At 64.2% G+C, this 18,478-nt stretch carries 15 protein-coding genes; 12 read left to right on the top strand and 3 right to left on the bottom strand.

Annotated features, from left to right (window positions below; genetic code table 11):
• Window positions 1–49: 49 nt before the first annotated feature.
• The 6 genes from leuS (at window position 50) to rlmH (ending at window position 6,154) form a co-directional block, all read left to right on the top strand.
• Window positions 50–2,683 (top strand): leucine--tRNA ligase, encoded by a 2,634-nt coding sequence (gene leuS / locus AC1DTQ_RS00295; RefSeq protein ID WP_477847061.1) that lies wholly within the window; start codon window positions 50–52, stop codon window positions 2,681–2,683.
• 74 nt (window positions 2,684–2,757) lie between these two features.
• Window positions 2,758–3,300: an LPS-assembly lipoprotein LptE gene (locus tag AC1DTQ_RS00300; protein ID WP_477847062.1), complete on the top strand. Its 543-nt coding sequence runs from the start codon at window positions 2,758–2,760 to the stop codon at window positions 3,298–3,300.
• Window positions 3,300–4,334, top strand: a complete 1,035-nt coding sequence (gene holA / locus AC1DTQ_RS00305; RefSeq protein WP_477847064.1) for a DNA polymerase III subunit delta — start codon at window positions 3,300–3,302, stop codon at window positions 4,332–4,334. Before AC1DTQ_RS00300 ends, holA begins: the two co-directional genes overlap by 1 nt.
• Before the next feature lie 218 nt (window positions 4,335–4,552).
• Entirely contained in the window at window positions 4,553–5,215 is a 663-nt protein-coding gene (gene nadD, locus AC1DTQ_RS00310) for a nicotinate-nucleotide adenylyltransferase (RefSeq protein ID WP_477847065.1), read from the top strand.
• Window positions 5,216–5,245: 30 nt separating this feature from the next.
• A complete protein-coding gene (gene rsfS, locus AC1DTQ_RS00315; protein WP_310089989.1) occupies window positions 5,246–5,662 on the top strand; it encodes a ribosome silencing factor in 417 nt (138 codons plus the stop codon).
• A gap of 21 nt (window positions 5,663–5,683) precedes the next feature.
• A complete protein-coding gene (gene rlmH / locus AC1DTQ_RS00320; RefSeq protein ID WP_477847067.1) occupies window positions 5,684–6,154 on the top strand; it encodes a 23S rRNA (pseudouridine(1915)-N(3))-methyltransferase RlmH in 471 nt (156 codons plus the stop codon).
• A gap of 45 nt (window positions 6,155–6,199) precedes the next feature.
• Here the strand turns inward: rlmH and AC1DTQ_RS00325 are convergent, their stop codons facing one another.
• A complete protein-coding gene (locus AC1DTQ_RS00325; protein ID WP_477847068.1) occupies window positions 6,200–6,859 on the bottom strand; it encodes an energy transducer TonB in 660 nt (219 codons plus the stop codon).
• Window positions 6,860–7,187: 328 nt separating this feature from the next.
• Window positions 7,188–7,925 (bottom strand): SIMPL domain-containing protein, encoded by a 738-nt coding sequence (locus tag AC1DTQ_RS00330; protein WP_477847069.1) that lies wholly within the window; start codon window positions 7,923–7,925, stop codon window positions 7,188–7,190.
• Window positions 7,926–8,082: 157 nt separating this feature from the next.
• On the opposite strand from AC1DTQ_RS00330, the gene AC1DTQ_RS00335 reads away from it, so the two are divergent.
• The 4 genes from AC1DTQ_RS00335 to tldD all read left to right on the top strand — a co-directional run bounded on the left by AC1DTQ_RS00335 (window position 8,083) and on the right by tldD (window position 15,756).
• Window positions 8,083–8,649 (top strand): Maf family protein, encoded by a 567-nt coding sequence (locus AC1DTQ_RS00335; RefSeq protein ID WP_477847070.1) that lies wholly within the window; start codon window positions 8,083–8,085, stop codon window positions 8,647–8,649.
• Window positions 8,649–10,136: a ribonuclease G gene (gene rng / locus AC1DTQ_RS00340; protein WP_477847071.1), complete on the top strand. Its 1,488-nt coding sequence runs from the start codon at window positions 8,649–8,651 to the stop codon at window positions 10,134–10,136. Before AC1DTQ_RS00335 ends, rng begins: the two co-directional genes overlap by 1 nt.
• 93 nt (window positions 10,137–10,229) lie before the next feature.
• Entirely contained in the window at window positions 10,230–14,117 is a 3,888-nt protein-coding gene (locus tag AC1DTQ_RS00345) for a YhdP family protein (protein ID WP_477847073.1), read from the top strand.
• A gap of 190 nt (window positions 14,118–14,307) precedes the next feature.
• Window positions 14,308–15,756, top strand: a complete 1,449-nt coding sequence (gene tldD / locus AC1DTQ_RS00350; protein ID WP_477847075.1) for a metalloprotease TldD — start codon at window positions 14,308–14,310, stop codon at window positions 15,754–15,756.
• A gap of 14 nt (window positions 15,757–15,770) precedes the next feature.
• Here the strand turns inward: tldD and yjgA are convergent, their stop codons facing one another.
• The gene (gene yjgA / locus AC1DTQ_RS00355; protein ID WP_477847076.1) at window positions 15,771–16,322 is read right to left on the bottom strand and encodes a ribosome biogenesis factor YjgA; all 552 of its coding nucleotides are present in this window, start codon (window positions 16,320–16,322) and stop codon (window positions 15,771–15,773) included.
• 36 nt (window positions 16,323–16,358) lie between these two features.
• Between yjgA and pmbA the strand changes: the two genes are divergently transcribed.
• A complete protein-coding gene (gene pmbA, locus AC1DTQ_RS00360) occupies window positions 16,359–17,720 on the top strand; it encodes a metalloprotease PmbA (RefSeq protein WP_477847077.1) in 1,362 nt (453 codons plus the stop codon).
• 198 nt (window positions 17,721–17,918) lie between these two features.
• Window positions 17,919–18,302: a DUF4870 domain-containing protein gene (locus tag AC1DTQ_RS00365; protein ID WP_477847078.1), complete on the top strand. Its 384-nt coding sequence runs from the start codon at window positions 17,919–17,921 to the stop codon at window positions 18,300–18,302.
• The last annotated feature ends 176 nt before the right edge of the window (window positions 18,303–18,478 follow it).

Raw genomic sequence — 18,478 nt, forward strand, 5'->3', positions numbered from 1 at the left:
ACTGCGGTACGCTTCGCAGCTTGATTTCAGCGCCGAAGTCCGCCCACGCATGTCAGTTTCCGCCGAACCCGCCGTCCACGATCCCAAATCCGTCGAAACCGCCGCCCAGTCCTTCTGGGACCGGAATCGCGCGTTCGAGGTCGACGAAACCTCCGACAAGCCCAAGTTCTACTGCCTGTCGATGCTGCCGTATCCGTCGGGCGCGCTGCACATGGGTCACGTGCGCAACTACACCATCGGCGACGTGATCAGCCGCTACCAGCGCATGGCCGGCAAAAACGTGCTGCAGCCGATGGGCTGGGATGCGTTCGGCTTGCCCGCCGAGAACGCGGCGATCAAGAACCATACCGCCCCGGCCAAGTGGACCTACGCCAACATCGAACACATGCGCAGCCAGCTGAAGTCGCTGGGTTACGCGATCGACTGGTCGCGCGAGTTCGCCACCTGCCGTCCCGACTACTATGTGCACGAGCAGCGCATGTTCGTGCGCCTGCTGCGCAAGGGCATCGCCTATCGCAAGAATTCGGTGGTCAACTGGGATCCGGTGGATCAAACCGTACTGGCCAACGAGCAGGTCATCGACGGCCGTGGCTGGCGTTCCGGCGCCATTGTGGAAAAGCGCGAAATTCCGCAATGGTTCCTGCGCATCACCGATTACGCGCAGGAACTGCTGGACGGACTGGACAACCTGCCGGGCTGGCCGGATTCGGTCAAGACCATGCAGCGCAACTGGATCGGCCGCTCGGAAGGGCTGGAGATCAAGTTCGCAGTGGAAGGACACGAGTCGCTGACTGTGTTCACCACGCGACCAGACACGCTGATGGGCGTGACATTCGTTTCCATTGCCGGCGAACATCCGCTGGCGCTGAAAGCTGCCGCTTCCAACCCGCAATTGGCCGCTTTCCTGGACGAGTTGAAGCATGGCGGCGTGTCCGAAGCCGAGCTGGAGACGCAGGAAAAGCGCGGCATGGACACCGGCCTGCGCGCGGTGCACCCGGTCACCGGCGACAAAGTGCCGGTGTGGGTGGCCAACTTCGTGCTGATGGGCTACGGCACCGGCGCAGTGATGGCGGTACCTGGCCATGACGAGCGCGATTTCGAATTCGCGCACAAATACCGGCTACCTATCCAGCAGGTGATCGCGCTGAAGTCGCCGAAGAGCGAAATCGAACAGAGCTACGATCCGAACACCTGGCACGACTGGTACGGCGACAAGACCCGCGCCGACCTGGAGCTGGTGAACTCCGGCGAGTTCGACGGCCTGGGTTATCGCGGCGCCTTCGAGGCGCTGGCGGAGCGGTTCGAGCGTCAGGGTCGCGGCCAGCGCCGCATCAATTACCGCCTGCGCGACTGGGGCGTGTCGCGCCAGCGCTACTGGGGTTGCCCGATTCCCGTCATTTATTGCGACAAGTGCGGCGCGGTGCCGGTGCCGGAATCGCAATTGCCGGTGGTGCTGCCCGAAGACGTGACCCTGGACGGGGTGAAATCTCCGATCAAAGCCGATCCGGAATGGCGCAAGACCACCTGCCCGGAATGCGGCGGCGCCGCCGAGCGCGAAACCGACACCTTCGACACCTTCATGGAATCCAGCTGGTATTACGCGCGCTACACCTCGCCCGGCGCCAAGGACATGGTCGACAAGCGCGGCAACTACTGGCTGCCGGTCGACCAGTACATCGGCGGAATCGAGCACGCGATCCTGCACCTGATGTATTTCCGTTTCTATCACAAGCTCCTGCGCGATGCGCGGCTGGTGGACAGCGACGAGCCGGCGACCAATCTGCTGTGCCAGGGCATGGTCATCGCCGATACCTATTACCGCGAATCGGCGACGGGCAGCCGGGAATGGATCAATCCCGCCGACGTGGAAGTGCAGCGCGATGAACGCGGCCGCGTCACCGGCGCCGCCCTGATCGCCGACGGCCAGCCGGTGTCGATCGGCGGCAGCGAGAAGATGTCCAAGTCCAAGAACAATGGCGTGGATCCGCAGGCGATGGTGGACAAGTACGGCGCCGACACCGTGCGCCTGTTCTCCATGTTCGCCGCGCCACCCGAACAATCGCTGGAGTGGAACGAAGCCGGTGTGGAAGGCATGTCGCGCTTCCTGCGTCGCCTGTGGGCGCAGGTGCAGAAGCATGTGGCGTCGGGCGCGGCCCTGGCTCCAGACCTGGCCGCCTTGTCCGCGGAACAGAAAGCGCTGCGCCGCAAGACCCACGAGACTATCGACAAGGTCGCCGGCGACTACGGCCGCCGCCATAGTTTCAATACCGCGATCGCGGCGGTGATGGAACTGTCCAATGCGCTGAACAAGTTCGACGATGCCAGCGACAACGGCCGCGTCATTCGCCAGGAAGCGCTTGAATCGGCAGTGTTGCTGCTCAATCCCATCACGCCCCATACCAGCCACGCACTGTGGCAGGCCCTGGGCCATGAGGAGACGTTGCTGGAGAACCTGCCGTTCCCGCAAGCCGACACCTCGGCGCTGGTGCGCGACCAGCTGACGCTGGCGGTGCAGGTCAACGGCAAGCTGCGCGGGACCATCGAGGTGGCCACGGATCTGCCGCGCGAGCAGATCGAGGCGCTGGCTAAGGCCGAACCCAATACCGCCAAGTTCATGCAGGGCCTGGAAGTGCGTAAGGTGATCATCGTGCCGGGCAAGATCGTCAATATCGTGGCGGCATGAGCGGAGCGGACGATATTCACCTGCCATCCGGGTTGGCTATTGCCGCCCATGGCGGGCTCGTCCAGACTTCGCCCATGATCAGAACCCCTGCGTCACCTGTCTTGCGCCTGCTGACGGCCTTCGTGCTCGTCCTGGGTCTATCCGCTTGCGGCTTCCATCTGCGCAACAAGATCGCCTTGCCGGCCGATCTGGGTCCGGTGCGGGTCACCTCGACCACGCAGTACAGTCCCTTGGCCGAAGCGGTGGCCGTGGGCCTGCGTCATGCTGGTGCAGTACCAGCGGAAGTGGACGCCAAGAACGTCGCGAGCCTGGAAATCCTTTCTGAGCGTTGGGGCGACTTGCCCATCGCTATGGACGATCGGGGCCGGGCGCAGGAATTCAGCCTGCGCTACGCCGCGGTTTTCGTGTTCCGACGTGCCGATGGCAGCGAACTGGTGCCCCAACAGGTGGTCGAACTGTCCCGCGATTATGTCGCGCCGCCCGAAAACGTCACCGGCACTACGACCGAGCGCGAGATCCTGGCTGACGAACTACGTCGTGAAATGGCCGCTTCCATCCTGCGCCGTATCGATGGCGTGATCCAGGGCGGCGCACAGGGCCAGAAACCCGCGCCCTGATGGAACTGACCCCGGAACGGCTGGTCGCACTGCCCGATGACGCAGCGCTGCATCCGGTCTATCTGATCGCCGGGCCCGAAATGCTGCGTGTGCTGGAAGCGGCCGATGCCGTGCGCCAGCGCGCGCGTGCTCAGGGGATAGGCGAGCGCGAAGTCTTCGATGCCGACGGCCGCGATTTCGATTGGAGCACGCTCGAAGCCACCTTCAATGCGCCCAGCTTGTTCAGCGCACGACGTCTGGTGGAAGTACGTTTGCCCACCGGCAAGCCCGGCAAGGACGGGGCCGAAGCCATCGCCGCGTTCTGCGCGAATCCGCCGCCCGATGTAGTCCTGCTGATCACGGCCGGCGAATGGAGCAAGGCCCACCACGGCAAATGGACCGATGCGATCTCCAGAATCGGAATGCTGGCCATCGCCTGGGCGATCAAGCCGCATGAGCTCGCCGGCTGGGTCGAGAGCCGGTTGCGCGCCAAGGGGCTGCGTGCCGATCGCGACGCGGTGCAGATCTTGGTAGAACGCGTGGAAGGCAACCTGCTGGCGGCTGCGCAGGAGATAGACAAGCTGGTCTTGCTGGCCGACGGCGATACGCTGGATGCGGAAAAGATGGAAGCGTTGGTCGCCGATGCCGCGCGCTACGACGTATTCCGCCTGACCGATGCCGTATTGGGCGGCCAGGGACCGCAGGTGTCGCGCATGCTCGCCGGCCTGCGTGCCGAAGGCGATGTGGTCGCCGGTCTGATGCCCATGGTGGTCAAGGAATTGCTGCGCACTGCCGCATTGGCGCGTGCACAGGCGCGCGGCGCCAATCTGGCTTCGGAAATGAAAGCGCAAGGAATCTGGGAAACCAAGCAGGCGCCGTTCAAGCGTGCATTGCAGCGTCATCCCAATCCCGCCCGCTGGGATCGTTTCGCCGCCGAAGCTTCGCGGATAGATCGCATCGCCAAGGGCCGCGCCGACGGCGATGCCTGGGTGGCGTTGGAGCGCCTGCTACTGGCTATCGCCGAAGCCAGGGCGGTGCGTCTGCTGGTGGCGTGAGGAGCACTCCGCAGCCTCGACGCTCGTCATCCCAGCGGAAGCTGGGATCCATCTTGATCTTGCCTCAACCGTGAGACTTCAAAGAAAAAGCAAAGTAAGGCAAAGTCAAAATGGATCCCAGCTTGACCAGCCATTCGGCTGTTGAAAGCCGCTGGGATGACGGTAGTGGGTTTGTACGGTTTTTCTAGTCACTCCTTTCCCAAACTCATTGCGACTCCATGCTGAAACTCTTCTACGGAGGCACCTTCGATCCCGTTCACAACGGGCATCTGGCCATCGCGCGCGCTGCGCGCGATGAACTGGATTGCACGGTGCGCCTGATGCCTGCGGCGGACCCGCCGCATCGCGCGCCGCCCGGTGCCGATGCGGGGAAACGCGCGAAGATGCTGGAGCTGGCCGTGGCGGATCAGCCGGGATTGCGGGTCGACCGGCGCGAGCTGCAACGCGAGGGTCGCTCCTACACCATCGATACTTTGCGCGAACTGCGAGCGGAATTCGGCCCCGCGATGCCCATCGCCCTGCTGATCGGCGCCGACAGTTTCATCGGCCTGCCGACCTGGCGCGAATGGCGGGCCTTGTTCGATTTCGTCCATTTCGTAGTGGCGCCGCGTCTCGGCAGCCCCTTGGACGGTGAATTGCCGGGCGAACTGACGGCGTTCGTCGAGGGGCGATGGACGGATTCCTCCTTGGGGCTGAAAACCGTGCCGGCAGGCCGGTTATTCCTGCTGGGCCAGCCGCTATATCCAGAATCGGCCAGCGACATACGTCGCCGGATCGCCCAGAACCAGGCCTGGCAAGGGCTGGTAGCGCCTGCGGTCGCTGATTTCATCGCTCGGCACCATTTGTATTCACGGCCGGCACCCGGGCCCAGTCCGCTATAATTCGCGGTAATCCCAGGAGCTTCCAAGCCTTTGTCCAGCCAAGCACAAGTCATCAAGACCCGTCTGCCCAATCCGCCGCCCTCAGTCCCGGTCCTGCTCGCCACCGTGCATGCGGCGCTCGAAGAACTCAAAGCCAAAGACGTAGTGGAAATCGACGTGCGCGGCAAGTCCAGCGTCGCCGACTACATGGTGATCGCCTCGGGCACGTCCACCCGCCACGTCAAATCCAGTGCCGACGAAGTGGTCAAGTTCGCCAAGAAGCTCGATGTGATGCCGCTGGGCGTGGAAGGCGAGCGCGAAGCCGAATGGGTGCTGGTGGACCTGGGCGACGTCATCGTCCATGTGATGCTGCCGCGCGTGCGCGAGTTCTACGCGCTGGAGCGCCTGTGGACTGTGGGCGACCAGCCGCCGGATGACCACGAAACCTCGGATGAAGATCGGCTCTGACAAGTCCGTGTCTTTTCCGGAATGAAAGCCAGGCTCATCGCCACCGGCGAACGCGCACCCGTATGGGTCGCCCAAGGATTTTCCGAATACCAAAAGCGCCTGTCGCACTGGCTGCCGCTGGAGCTGGTGGAGATCGAACCCGGCCTGCGTGGCAAGGGCCGCGATGCGCAGCGCGCCATCGAAGATGAAGGCAAGCGCGTGCTGGCGGCACTACCGAAGGGCGCGCACTTGGTGGCGCTGGAAGTCACCGGCAAACCTTATTCGTCTGAGCAACTGGCCCAGCGCATGGAGCACTGGCGCGGGCAAGGCCGCGATCTGGCCTTCCTGATCGGCGGCCCGGAAGGGCACGCCCCGGAGGTGCTCGCCGCCGCCAATGAAACCTGGTCGCTGGGGCCGCTGACCTTGCCGCACATGCTGGCGCGCCTGCTGGTCGCCGAACAGCTCTATCGCGCCGCCGCGATGCTGGCCAACCATCCCTACCATCGCGCCTGACGGCACTGGCTCTCGTCCGCGTTTGCGGAAGGGAGCCCATGACGCTTACTGCATCGAGAACACCACCGGCACCTTGCCGTAGGCCTGCACGGCCTTGCCGTCGCGCATCGCCGGCTGGAACAGCCAGTGCTTCAGCACGTGCTCGCGTGCGCTGCGGTCGAGATTGCGATTGCCGCTGCTCTCCAGCACGGCGACATCCAGCGGTCGGCCATCGATATCCACCAGCACCTTCAAAAGGACCGTGCCGCCGATTCCCGCGCGGGCTTCCGGGCGAGGATAGGGCGGTGCGGTCGCTGTCACGTACGCCAGGTTGCCCACGGACACCGGTCCGGTGACCTCGGGACCTGGATCGACTACGGGGCCAGGATCGGCGGTGGTGGAATTGGTGGTCGCAACGGTGCCGCCCTCCACGATCACTGCAGAGTCTTGCTGTGGAACCGCCTTCTTTTCCGGTTTGGTGGTGGTCGCCCGAGGTATGACCGGTTTGGTGGTCTTGTCGACGATTTCCTCTTCGACGATGGTCTTCTTCGGCGGCATGAAGATGATGCCGGGGTTCTTCTCGGTACTGATCTGCAGCGGCGGGGTGGCCATCGGAATCAGCAGCAGCAGGAACGCAAACGCATGCACCGCGATAGCAGCCGCGATGGCCAGAATGCGGGACAGCTCGGGACGGGTTTCGGAATCCAGCGGTAATGTGCGAACCATGATCCACCTCCATATCGGGTATGCGAGAGGAATAACGTCTGGACACCGCCCGTGGGGTTAACCGGGCTGCCGTGCCGCAATCCGACAATGCGCCGGCTCCTAGCGGCTTGCAATAGGTCTTCGACCATTGGCTAAGGCGGTCGAGTGAGCAAGAGCTCTGGGTGGGATTCCCGGTGGGAGCGGCGTCCCGCCGCGAGCTTTTGCTTGGGCAATCGGAGCAGAGGGCGCAGAACCAAAAAGCTCGCAGCGAGACGCCGCTCCCACTCCTGCCAGCGCCGCTACGAAAACGGCGCCTCGCGGCGCCGTTTTTTGATCGGCTAGCTTCGTTCTATTTGCCCAGTTCGAATACCACGTCCAGATTGACCGACAGCTTGGTCTCGCCCGGCGAAACCTGGGTATCCATCTCGGCCTTGCCGCGGGCCATGGCCATCATCGGCATGGGCGGCTGGAAACCGCCGCCACCGCCTTCGGAAATGCTCACAATCCGACGCACTCGCAGGCCCAGCGACTTGGCGTAGGTCTCGGCGCGGGCCTGGGCCTTTTTCAGCGCGGCCATGCGGGCTTCGTCGTAGACCGGTTCCGGCTGGTCGATCTCGAAGCTGGGTCCGTTGATTTGGTTGCTGCCCTGCGCGGCCAGGGCGTCCAGCACCTTGCCCAGCTTGGCGATATCGCGGACTTTCAGATTGACCGTATTGCTGGCCTGGAAGCCAGTGATCTTCGGCGCCTCGTTCTCCACATACCGGTATTGCGGGCTCAGATTGATGCCGCTGGTCTGGATGTCCTTGTCGGCGATGCCCGCCGCCTTGATGGCCTCCATGACCTTGGCCATCTGCTCGGCGTTCTGTCGCATGGCGGCGTTGCCGTCCACCGCTTGGGTCACCACGCCTGCGGATAGGGTCGCCACATCCGGTACGCGCGAGGCTTCCGCGTTGGCGGAGACGGAGAGCAGGGTGCCATCGGTGGGAACCGCATAGCCGGCGGCGTTCTGGGCGTGGGCGGTCATGGTGGTGGCTCCGAGGGCGAGGGACAGGGCGAGCAGCAGCGGACGTAACGGATGGGTGCGCATTGAATTCTCCTTGGGGAATGCGGGCATTGCAGCCATGCAAAAGTGCGGGCTAGGGTGTTCGGGTAAGGATGAACGCGTTGTGAGCCAAGTCGGGGTTCCGCACGGCGCACCGGCTTGAGCGACCATTCAGTCAGCATGCGCAGGGTATCCTGACAACATGTTGTATCTCGCTTCGAAATCGCCCCGCCGGGCAGAGCTGCTGGCCCGTCTGGGGTTGGATTTTGGCGTGCTCGACCTGGACATCCCCGAACACCGCCAGCCCAACGAACCCGCTGAGGAATACGTGCGTCGTGTCGCCCGGGAGAAGGCCGGCGCCGGTCTGTTGACGGTCATGTCGGTGCCCCAGGCCCTGGTGCTAGGGGCCGATACCGAAGTGATCCTGGATGACGAAGTGTTCGGCAAGCCACGCGATGCCGCCGATGCCGCGGCCATGCTGCGGCGACTGTCCGGGCGTACCCATCAGGCGGTGACGGCGGTTTCGCTGGTCAGCGCGGGTCGCGAAGCGCAGGCGGTCTCGGTCTCGGAAGTATCGTTCGCCGAGCTGGGGGAAGACGAGATCGCCGCCTACGTCGCCACCGGCCAGGCCGACGGCAAGGCCGGCGCTTACGGCATCCAGGGCGCGGCGGAGCGATTCGTGCGGCATCTGTCCGGCAGTTATTCGGGGGTGATGGGTTTGCCGTTATTCGAGACATCGCGGTTGTTGAAATCGTTCGGGGTGCAGTGATGTCCGAAGAAATACTGGTCAACGTCACTCCGCGCGAGACCCGTGTGGCGGTGGTCGAAAACGGCATGTTGCAGGAACTGCACATCGAGCGCGGCTGGCGCCGCGGGGTGGTCGGCAATATCTACAAGGGCAAGGTGCAGCGGGTGATGCCGGGCATGCAAGCGGCATTCGTCGACGTGGGCCTGGACCGCGCCGCGTTCCTGCACGCCAACGATGTCGTTCGGACGGTGCCGGCGACCAACGGCGACGAAATGGAAGTACCGCCGGCGCCGGCCACCGCCACGCCCATCGTCGAGCTTCTGCGCGACGGTCAGGACATCGTGGTGCAGGTGGTCAAAGACCCCATCGGCAGCAAGGGCGCGCGCCTGACCACGCAGATCAGCATCCCTTCCCGCTACATGGTGCTGTTGCCGCAGTCCAAGGTGATCGGCGTTTCCGCGCGGATCGAGGACGAAGCCGAGCGCCTGCGCCTGAAGACACTGGTCGGCGAGCTGGCGGCCACCCATGGCGGACACGGTTATATCGTGCGTACCAACGCCGAGGGCCAGACCCAGGAGGCGCTGGCCGAGGACATCGCTTACCTGTCGCGGGTGTGGGCGCTGGTGGAGCAGCGCAGCCGCGAAGCGGCGATGGGCGCCTGCATTTACGAAGATCTGACCCTACCGTTGCGCGCGGTGCGCGACTTGATGCGGCGCGACGTGGAAAAGGTGAAGGTGGATTCGCGCGAAACCTGCGACCGTCTGCAGGCGTTCGCCGCCAAGTACATGCCAGTGCTGGCCGAACGCATCGAACACTATGCCGGCGAGCGACCGATCTTCGATCTGTACGGTGTGGAAGACGAAATTGGTCGTGCCCTGGAAAAGGAAGTGCCGCTGAAATCCGGCGGCTACCTGGTGATTGACCAGACCGAGGCGATGACCACCATCGACGTCAACACCGGATCCTTCCTGGGCCAGCGCAATCTGGAAGAAACGGTTTACCGCACCAACCTGGAAGCGGCGCAATCGGTGGCCCGGCAGCTGCGCCTGCGCAACCTGGGCGGCATCATCATCATCGACTTCATCGACATGGACGATCCGGAACACCGCCGTCAGGTGCTGCGCACGCTGGAGAAGGCGCTGTCGCGCGATCATGCCAAGACCACGGTGTACGAATTCTCGCCGCTGGGCCTAGTGGAGATGACGCGCAAGCGCACCATCGAAAGCCTCGAGCGCCAGTTGTCCGAGTCCTGCCACGAGTGCGGCGGACGCGGCACGGTGAAGACGGCGGAGACGGTCACTTACGAGATCTTCCGCGAGATCACCCGCGCCGTGCGCCAGTTCGAAGCGGCACGGCTGTTGGTGATCGCTTCGCCCAAAGTGGTCGCACGCATCACCGAAGAGGAATCGCCGGCGGTAGCGGAACTGGAGGAATTTCTAGGTAAGTCGATCCGATTCCAAGCCGATGAACAATATTTGCAGGAGCAGTTCGATGTGGTGCTGCTCTAAGGCTGTGAATGGAGAATGTAGAATGGAGAATGGGGTCGCGTCTTTCCCATTCCCTATCCCCCATTCCCTATTCTCAGCGCGCGAGGCGGGTTGATGCCCACTCCGCTGCGTCGCCGTCTGCGGCTTGCGCGTCGTGGCGTCCTCTACGTCGCGGCTGGTGTACTGGTGTGCATGGCGCTGGTGCTCGGCGTCGCCAGTCAGGTGCTGCCGCTGGCGGAAAGGCATCCGGAAAAGATCGCGGCATGGCTGAGCGCGCGTGCCGGCCGATCGGTGGCGTTCGACCATGTCACTACCGAGTGGACGCGTCGTGGCCCGTTATTGCGACTGGATGGCTTGCGGCTGGGCGAAGGCGACACCGCAGTACGCATCGGCGAGGCGGAAGTGCTGGTGTCGATGTACGCGGGACTGTTGCCGGGCCGCTCTTTTACCGAGCTTCGCCTACGTGGATTGTCCCTGACCCTGCAGCGTGCCGCCGACGGCAAGTGGTCGGTGCTCGGTTTGCCCGGTCAGGGGACCGCCGGTGATCCGCTGAAGAATCTCGAAGGCTTGGGCGAGTTGCAGGTGATCGATGGCAAGTTGTCGGTACTGGCGCCGACGCTGGGCTGGAATTTGCAATTGCCGAAGATCGATTTGCGCCTGCGCGTGGATGGCGACCGCGTGCGCGCGGGCACGCGCGCCTGGGTACGCATGGACGGCGCTCCGGTGCAGGTTGCGTTCGATTTCGACCGTCGTAGCGGCGACGGCCGCGCCTACCTCGATGCGCATGCGGTGGATATGGCAGGGTGGGGTTCCTTGCTCAGCTACGCGGGGGTAACGGCCGAATCCGGTACCGGTCGGGTGCAGGGCTGGGTGGAGTTGCGCAAGCGACGCGTGGTTCTGGCTACTTCGGAAATGAAACTGCAACGCGTCGCTTTGCGTGGCACGGCCCTAACGGGAAACGGCAGTGTGCCGCGCACGCGTTTCGACCGGGTAGAGGGCCGAGTGCGTTGGCGTTTGAGCCGCAATGGCTGGCGCTTCGACGCGCCGCAGCTGCTGGTGGGCGATCAGCAGGCGCCGCAAAAGCTGGATGGGTTGGTTCTCGCCGGTGGCCGCGAGTACGCCTTGCTGGCCAATCAGATCGATGCTGCCCCCCTGTTTTCGCTAATGGGGCTGAGCGACCGCGTCGATCCCGGCCTGCGGCGATGGCTGTCGCAAGCCAAACCCGGCGCCCGGTTGGCGCGCGTGAGCGTGAGCGGAAGCCGCACAGCGGGCATGCGCGCGCAAGGGCGGCTGGAGGGCATCAGTTTCTTGGCGATAGGCCACTCGCCCGGCATCAACGGGCTAGCCGGCGAATTCGTCGGCGATGAGCAGGGATTCGCATTGAAGCTGGACCCCACGATACCCTTGCGCTTCGACTGGCCCACCGGTTTTGGCGTGGTCCACGAAGCGACGTTGAATGGCTCCCTGATGGGGTGGCGCGAGGGAGCGGGTTGGCGAGTGGGTACTTCGTCGTTACGTATCCGGGGCAAGGATTTCGGCGCCCAGATGCGCGGCGGCTTGTGGTTCCAGGGCGACGGAACCCGGCCGTGGATCGACATCGCCGCCGATATCGACGAAACGCCGGTATTCGCCGCGAAGGGATTCTGGATTCACGACAAGATGTCCAAGGCCGCGGTGGACTGGCTCAATCGCGCGCTGGTGGGCGGCAAGGTGCATAACGGACGCGCAATCGTGTCCGGCGACCTCGACGATTGGCCGTTCACCCGCAACAACGGACGCTTCGAAGCGGTGGCGCGCATCGAGGGCGGGCAATTCAAATTCCAGCCCGACTGGCCGGCGATGGATCATGTGAGTGCGGATATCTCCTTTATCGGCAACGGCTTCTCGATTGAAGGGCAAGGTGCGCTGGCCGGCGTGCGTGTCGACGAATTCAAAGCCGGCATTCCCGAGTTCTCCAAGGCAGAGCTGTCGGTCAGCGCTCGCGGCGGTTCCGACGCGGCGCAGATGCTGGCGATGTTGCGGCAGTCGCCGCTGCAGAAGAAGTACGGCGACACATTGACCAGTCTGACCGCCAGCGGCCCCGCACGGGCCAGCTACGACATGCTGCTGCCCTTGCATGCGCAGAGCAAGGCGGCAAGGAAAACCCGCGGTACGGTCGAACTATCCGGCGCGCGTCTGTCCGACAAGCGCTGGAACCTGGCTTTCGAGGATGTGCGCGGCAAGGCCGATTTCGATGACGGGGGATTCGCTGCCGAAAAGCTCGCGGTCAGGCAGAAAGCGCAATCGGGCGTGCTTCAGTCGGGCGTGCTTCAATCGAGCGTGCTTCAATCGAGCGTGTCCCAGCCCGGCCAGCTTTCCCTGCGCGCCGGCAGCGGAGTCCGCAACACGCAGCACGCTTTCGAAGCGGAGCTGTCGGCAATCCTGTCGGCGTCCGAACTGTTGGATCGCGCGCCCGAGATCGCCTGGCTCAGGCCTTACGTGGAAGGGCGTTCGCAATGGACAGTCGGGGTGACCTTGCCGCAGGGTGGGGCATCGAATACGCCCAGCAGTTTGAATCTGCATTCGGATCTGGTGGGTACTACGCTCAAGCTTCCCGCGCCGCTGGACAAGCCGGCATTTCTGGCGCTGCCGACCACGGTGCAGACATCGATGCCGATGGGCGCTGGCAACATCGATGTCGCCTTCGGAAAACTGCTGGCCTTAAGGGCACGCGGCGACGGGCGGCAGAGTGGTGTGCGCGTGATGCTGGGGAGCAGCACGGTGACCGAGGCGGCTCCCGCCTCCGGTCTGATCGCCAGCGGCCGTACTACCGTCCTGGACGCGATCGAGTGGATCGCGCTCGCCAATAACGGCAGAGGCGGTAGTGGCAGCGGCAACAACCTGCCCCTGCGCCGCATCGACGTCAGCGCTGACCGGTTGCTGCTGTTGGGCTCGGCGTTTCCGAACACGCGCCTGCAAGTGGTGCCTACCGGCAACGCTCTGGCCGTGACGCTAGCGGGTCCGGCGCTTGCCGGATCCGTGCTGGTGCCGGATGCCAAGGGCGCGCCGATCACCGGCAAGCTCGCACGCCTGTATTGGCGTGCGGCCGAGAATAAACCGGGCACGGCGAGCGCTGCGGTCGCGGGCGGCGAGCCTTTCGATCCCGCCGCCATTCCCTCGCAGCATTTGGATATCGACGATCTGCGCTTCGGCGATGCGCAACTGGGCAGCGCGCAATTGCGCACCCAGCAGACCGCCGCCGGCATGCGCATACAACAGCTGGCGTTGCGTTCGCCCAAGCAGAAGATCGATGTGCAGGGGGATTGGCTGGGCCGCGGTGCGGCGGCGCGCACACAGCTGACCGCCGATATCGAAAGCCAGGACCTGGGCGACCTACTCGACGATCTCGGATTCAAGGGCCGGGTCGGCGGAGGCTCGGGCAAGGTGAAATTCGATGCGAACTGGTCCGGTAGTCCGGCTGCGTTCTCGCTGTCGACGATACAGGGCAGCCTGCATATCGCCGCGCGCAACGGCCAGTTGCTGGAAGTCGAGCCAGGCGCGGGCCGGGTACTCGGACTACTCAGCCTGACCCAGCTGCCCCGACGGATGATGCTGGACTTCCGCGATTTCTTCTCCAAGGGCTTCGCCTTCAACCGCATCGACGGCAACGTGCGCTTCGGCGCTGGCGTCGCGCGCAGCGAGGACATGGTGATGGACGGTCCTGCCGCGCAGATCAACATCCGCGGCAGCACAGACCTGCGCGCACAACGCTTCGACCAGACCATCGAAGTACTGCCTAAGTCCGGAAATCTGCTGACGGTGGTGGGCGCGGTGGCCGGCGGCCCTCTAGGCGCCGCGATCGGCGCGGCCGCCAACGCCGTTCTAAAAAAACCGCTGGGCGAGATCGGCGCCAAGACCTACCGCGTGACCGGCCCGTGGAAAGATCCCAAGGTGGAAGTCATCACCCGTGAGCAGTCTCGAGTCGAGGCGGTCGGGGTTGCGAAGGTTGCTGGAGCGCCGTGATGCGGGTTTTTCCTTCTCCCACCAGGAGAAGGTGCCCGTAGGGCGGATGAGGGAGTGGGAAGTCGGCTTGTAGCGAAACTCACCGGCGAGTAGTTCTGCTGCCCTCATCCGTCGCTTCGCGCCACCTTCTCCCGGTGGGGAAGGAAAAGACCGCTTGCCTTTACCAACTTCTGCCCCAAACTAAATTTCTATGACCAATTCCTCCCTGGCTCTAGCCGAAACCCGCCTCCTCCTCCCCGCCGGTCTCGACCAGCAAGGTCTGCATCGTACCTTCGGCACCTTGCTCGGCCCCGGCATCGATTTCGGCGACCTGTATTTCCAGCATTCCCGTCGCGAAAGTTGGACGGTCGAAGATGGCATCGTCAAGGACGGGGCGCATTCCATCGACCAAGGCGTGGGCGTGCGCGCGATCTCCGGCGAGAAGACCGGCTTCGCCTATTCCGACGACATCAATCCGCAGGCGCTGTTGAGCGCGGCGGGCTCCGCGCGCGCCATCGCGCGCGACGGCAGTTCGCATTCGCCGCATGCGCTGGTGCGTGGCGGCGGCAGAGCGCTGTACTCAAGTGACGATCCCATCGACGCGCTCGACAACGACGCCAAGGTGGAAGCACTGCGTATCGTCGACAAACTTCTCCGCGCCGCCGACCCGCGCGTGCAGCAGGTTACGGTGAGCCTGGCCGGCGGCGTCGACACGGTGCTGGTGGCGCGCAGCGACGGCGTGCTGGCTGCGGACGTGCGCCCACTGGTGCGTATGAATATCCAGGTGATCGTGGAACAGAATGGCCGCCGCGAATCCGGCTATGCCGGTTTCGGTGGGCGTTATTCGTACGCGGAGCTGTTCGACGGCGGCAAGCCGGGGCAATTCGCGCGCGAGGCGCTGCGCCAGGCACTGGTCAATCTGGAAGCCGTGGATGCGCCTGCCGGGATGATGCCGGTGGTGCTGGGTTCGGGCTGGCCGGGCGTGCTGCTGCACGAAGCGGTCGGTCACGGGTTGGAGGGAGACTTCAACCGCAAGGGCACTTCGACCTACGCGGGCCGCATGGGTCAGCGCGTCGCCTCGCCGGGCGTGACCATCGTCGATGACGGTACTTTGCCGGGCCGCCGCGGTTCCCTGAATATCGACGACGAAGGTACGCAGACCAATTGCACGACACTGATCGAGGACGGCGTGCTGGTCGGCTACATGCAGGACACGCTCAATGCACGCCTGATGGGCGTTGCGCCCACCGGCAACGGCCGCCGCGAATCCTTCGCGCATCTGCCGATGCCGCGTATGACCAATACCTACATGCTGGCCGGGCAGCACGATCCGCAGGAGATGATCCGCTCGGTGAAGAAAGGGCTGTACGCGGTGAATTTCGGCGGCGGCCAGGTCGATATCACCAGCGGAAAATACGTGTTCTCGGCCACCGAGGCCTACCTGATCGAAGACGGAAAGATCACCGCACCGGTCAAGGGTGCGACCCTGATCGGCAACGGTCCGGAGACCATGCAGAAAGTGAAGATGATCGGCCACGACCTGGCGCTGGATGCCGGCGTGGGCGTGTGCGGCAAGGATGGGCAGAGCGTGCCGGTGGGTGTGGGCCAGCCTTCGTTGTTGATCGAAGGCATCACCGTGGGTGGGACGCGCGCTGGGTGAGCGCGCGACCCGACTCAGTCTTGCGAATCGTCCTCGTCCCCTTCTTCAGGCTGCGCCAGCAGCTCGCGCAATTCGCGGAACAGCTCGCGGAACGCATGCGGCGGCTTGTTCTTCAGCCGTTCTTCGCTCGCGTTGCGAACCAGCTGACGCAGGTGCTGGCGATCGGCTGTCGGATATTCGGTCAGCAGTTCGCCCAGGGCGACATCGCCATCTTCCAGCAAACGCGCGCGCCAGGTTTCCACTTTATGCAGGATCGCCGTCTCGCGCCGCGCCGCGTCGCCACCCACTTCCATGGCATCGCGGATCGCATCCAGCGTCTCGTCGCTTTCCCGCCGCATTTGCTTGGCGAGGAATTGCAATTGCCGCTTGTGCGCGATGTGCGAGGTGATCCGCTGGGTGTCGTAGATGTGTTCCAGCAGATCTTCCGGAATAGGCAACTTGGCCAGGTGCGCCGGCGCCAGCGCCACCAACTTCTCGCCCAGACTACGGATGTCCAGTGCTTCGCGCCGTTGTTCGCTGCGGCTGGGCCCAAGGAATTCGCCGGTCTCCGGGTCAGTTCCACGCATGAGTGATTCTCCAAAACTTTGCTACAGGATAAGCCATTGAACGCAATCGCCGATTTTTCCGCCGACGACAGCCTGGTGCGCCTGGACGCGCTGGAGAGCCTTTCTCGGCGCCTGCTGGATCGCGCCCGCGCTTCGGGCGCCACCCAGGCCGAGGTCAGCTGCAGCGAGGACCGCGGCCTCAATGTCAACGTGCGCATGGGTGCGGTGGAAACCGTGGAATCCACTCGTGACCGCAGCATCGGCGTCACCGTGTACTTCGGCCAGCGCAAGGGCAGCGCCAGCACTGCCGATCTGCGCGAGGAAAGCCTGGACGCCACGGTGGCGCAGGCCTGCGCCATCGCGCGCTACACCGAGCACGACGAAGCCGCAGGACTGGCCGACGCCGCGCTGATGGCTACCGACTTCCCGGATCTGGACGCCTGGCATCCCTGGGCGCTGGATGCGGATCACGCGGTCGATCTGGCCTTGGCCTGCGAAGCGGCGGGGCGGGAATTCGACCCGCGCATCGCCAATTCCGACGGCGCTTCGGTGGGCAGCGGCGAAAGCATCTCCATCTACGCAAATTCGCACGGATTCTTCGGGCACGACCGCAGCACCCAGCATTCCCTCGGTTGCGCGCTGATCGCGGGCGTAGGAGAGGACATGCAGCGCGATGGCTGGTACAGCAGCGCGCTGGCGCGCGACGATCTGGAAGCGCCCGTCGCGATCGGCCGCCACGCCGCCGAGCGCACCCTCGCGCGCATGGCGCCGCGTTCGGTGCCTACCGGCGAATATCCGGTGCTGTTCGCGGCGGAAGTCGCGCGCTCGCTGATCGGTCATTTGCTGGGCGCGGTTTCTGGCGGCGCACTTTACCGTCGCGCCAGCTTTTTGCTGGACCATGCCGGCAAGCGGATTTTCCCGGACTGGTTTTCCATCGAAGAACAGCCATTGCTGCGCCGCGGCCTGCGCTCGGCCGCGTTCGATGCCGAAGGCGTGGCCACGCGCGAGGAACCGCTGGTGCGCGGCGGCGTGTTGCAGCGGTATGTGCTGGGCAGCTATTCGGCGCGCAAGCTGGGCCTGCAGACCACGGCCAATGCGGGCGGCGTGCACAACCTCAAGGTCGCCGCCAATGCGGGTGGTTTTGAGGAATTGGTCACAGGTATGCCACGCGGCCTGCTGGTCACCGAATTGATGGGACAGGGCGTGAATGCGGTGACCGGAGACTATTCGCGCGGTGCCGCCGGATTCTGGATAGAGAATGGAGCCATCGCATATCCAGTGGACGGCATTACCATCGCTGGTAACCTCAAGGACGTGTTCGCTGGGATCGAGGCGGTGGGCAACGACGTCGATCCGCGCTCCCATATCAGCGTCGGTTCGGTGCTGGTGGGCAAGATGACGGTGGCAGGCGGGGAATAAAACCCGCAGTTCGCCATCCGGGCGCGTCGCGTCGCGTTTCCCATGGAGCGCGTGTAGGGGCTTCTCGCGGCGCGGTGGGACGCATCCGTCGCTGGCGGCGATTGACGTATCCTAGACACAGGCGGCCTGTGGCCGTAGTGTCGCACCGGCTAGCCTGCCTATCGCCACCCACAAACACTTACGCAAGGGGAAGACGCAATGAGTGAATTCGATAACGTGACCGCCGCGCCACCACCGCCGTCGGGCGCAGCACCCCAGGAAGATCGTACTCTTGCGCTGATCGCGCATTTGCTCGGCATCATTTCCTGGTTTGTGGGGCCTCTTATCATCTGGCTAATCAGCAAGGACAATCCTGCGAAGAGCTTCGTGACGGACCAGTCAAAGGAAGCGCTCAACTTCCAGATCACCATCACCATTGCATTCGTGGTGGCGTTCATCCTCGCGGCCGTCACCCTGGGCCTGTTGTTCTTCCTGCCGGCGCTGGTCGGCATCGCCAACCTGGTGTTCTGCATTCTGGGCGGCATCAAGGCCAACAACGGTGAAGCCTATCGTTACCCGTTCGCGTTGCGCCTGATCAAGTAATTCCGCAGCACGATCGCTTGCGAAGGCCCGGCCAGTCCGGGCCTTCGTCGTTTGCGGTGCCAGATACTGCGAAGTTTCCAGAACCAAGCGTGGGAGCGGTGTCCCGCCGCGAGCTTTTGATTTCTGTTTTATGCAAGTCGCAAGAACACAAGCTGGCAAAACTCGCGGCGGGACGC

This window comes from Pseudoxanthomonas sp. P4_B2, assembly GCF_056402315.1.

Coding starts and splice junctions, on each gene's coding strand:
- AC1DTQ_RS00345 (WP_477847073.1), top strand. CDS start 10,230: ATGCCCACTCCGCTGCGTCGCCGTCTGCGGCTTGCGCGTCGTGGCGTC.
- AC1DTQ_RS00330 (WP_477847069.1), bottom strand. CDS start 7,925: ATGCGCACCCATCCGTTACGTCCGCTGCTGCTCGCCCTGTCCCTCGCC.
- AC1DTQ_RS00335 (WP_477847070.1), top strand. CDS start 8,083: ATGTTGTATCTCGCTTCGAAATCGCCCCGCCGGGCAGAGCTGCTGGCC.
- AC1DTQ_RS00300 (WP_477847062.1), top strand. CDS start 2,758: ATGATCAGAACCCCTGCGTCACCTGTCTTGCGCCTGCTGACGGCCTTC.
- holA (WP_477847064.1), top strand. CDS start 3,300: ATGGAACTGACCCCGGAACGGCTGGTCGCACTGCCCGATGACGCAGCG.
- tldD (WP_477847075.1), top strand. CDS start 14,308: ATGACCAATTCCTCCCTGGCTCTAGCCGAAACCCGCCTCCTCCTCCCC.
- leuS (WP_477847061.1), top strand. CDS start 50: ATGTCAGTTTCCGCCGAACCCGCCGTCCACGATCCCAAATCCGTCGAA.
- rng (WP_477847071.1), top strand. CDS start 8,649: ATGTCCGAAGAAATACTGGTCAACGTCACTCCGCGCGAGACCCGTGTG.
- rlmH (WP_477847067.1), top strand. CDS start 5,684: ATGAAAGCCAGGCTCATCGCCACCGGCGAACGCGCACCCGTATGGGTC.
- nadD (WP_477847065.1), top strand. CDS start 4,553: ATGCTGAAACTCTTCTACGGAGGCACCTTCGATCCCGTTCACAACGGG.
- AC1DTQ_RS00365 (WP_477847078.1), top strand. CDS start 17,919: ATGAGTGAATTCGATAACGTGACCGCCGCGCCACCACCGCCGTCGGGC.
- yjgA (WP_477847076.1), bottom strand. CDS start 16,322: ATGCGTGGAACTGACCCGGAGACCGGCGAATTCCTTGGGCCCAGCCGC.
- AC1DTQ_RS00325 (WP_477847068.1), bottom strand. CDS start 6,859: ATGGTTCGCACATTACCGCTGGATTCCGAAACCCGTCCCGAGCTGTCC.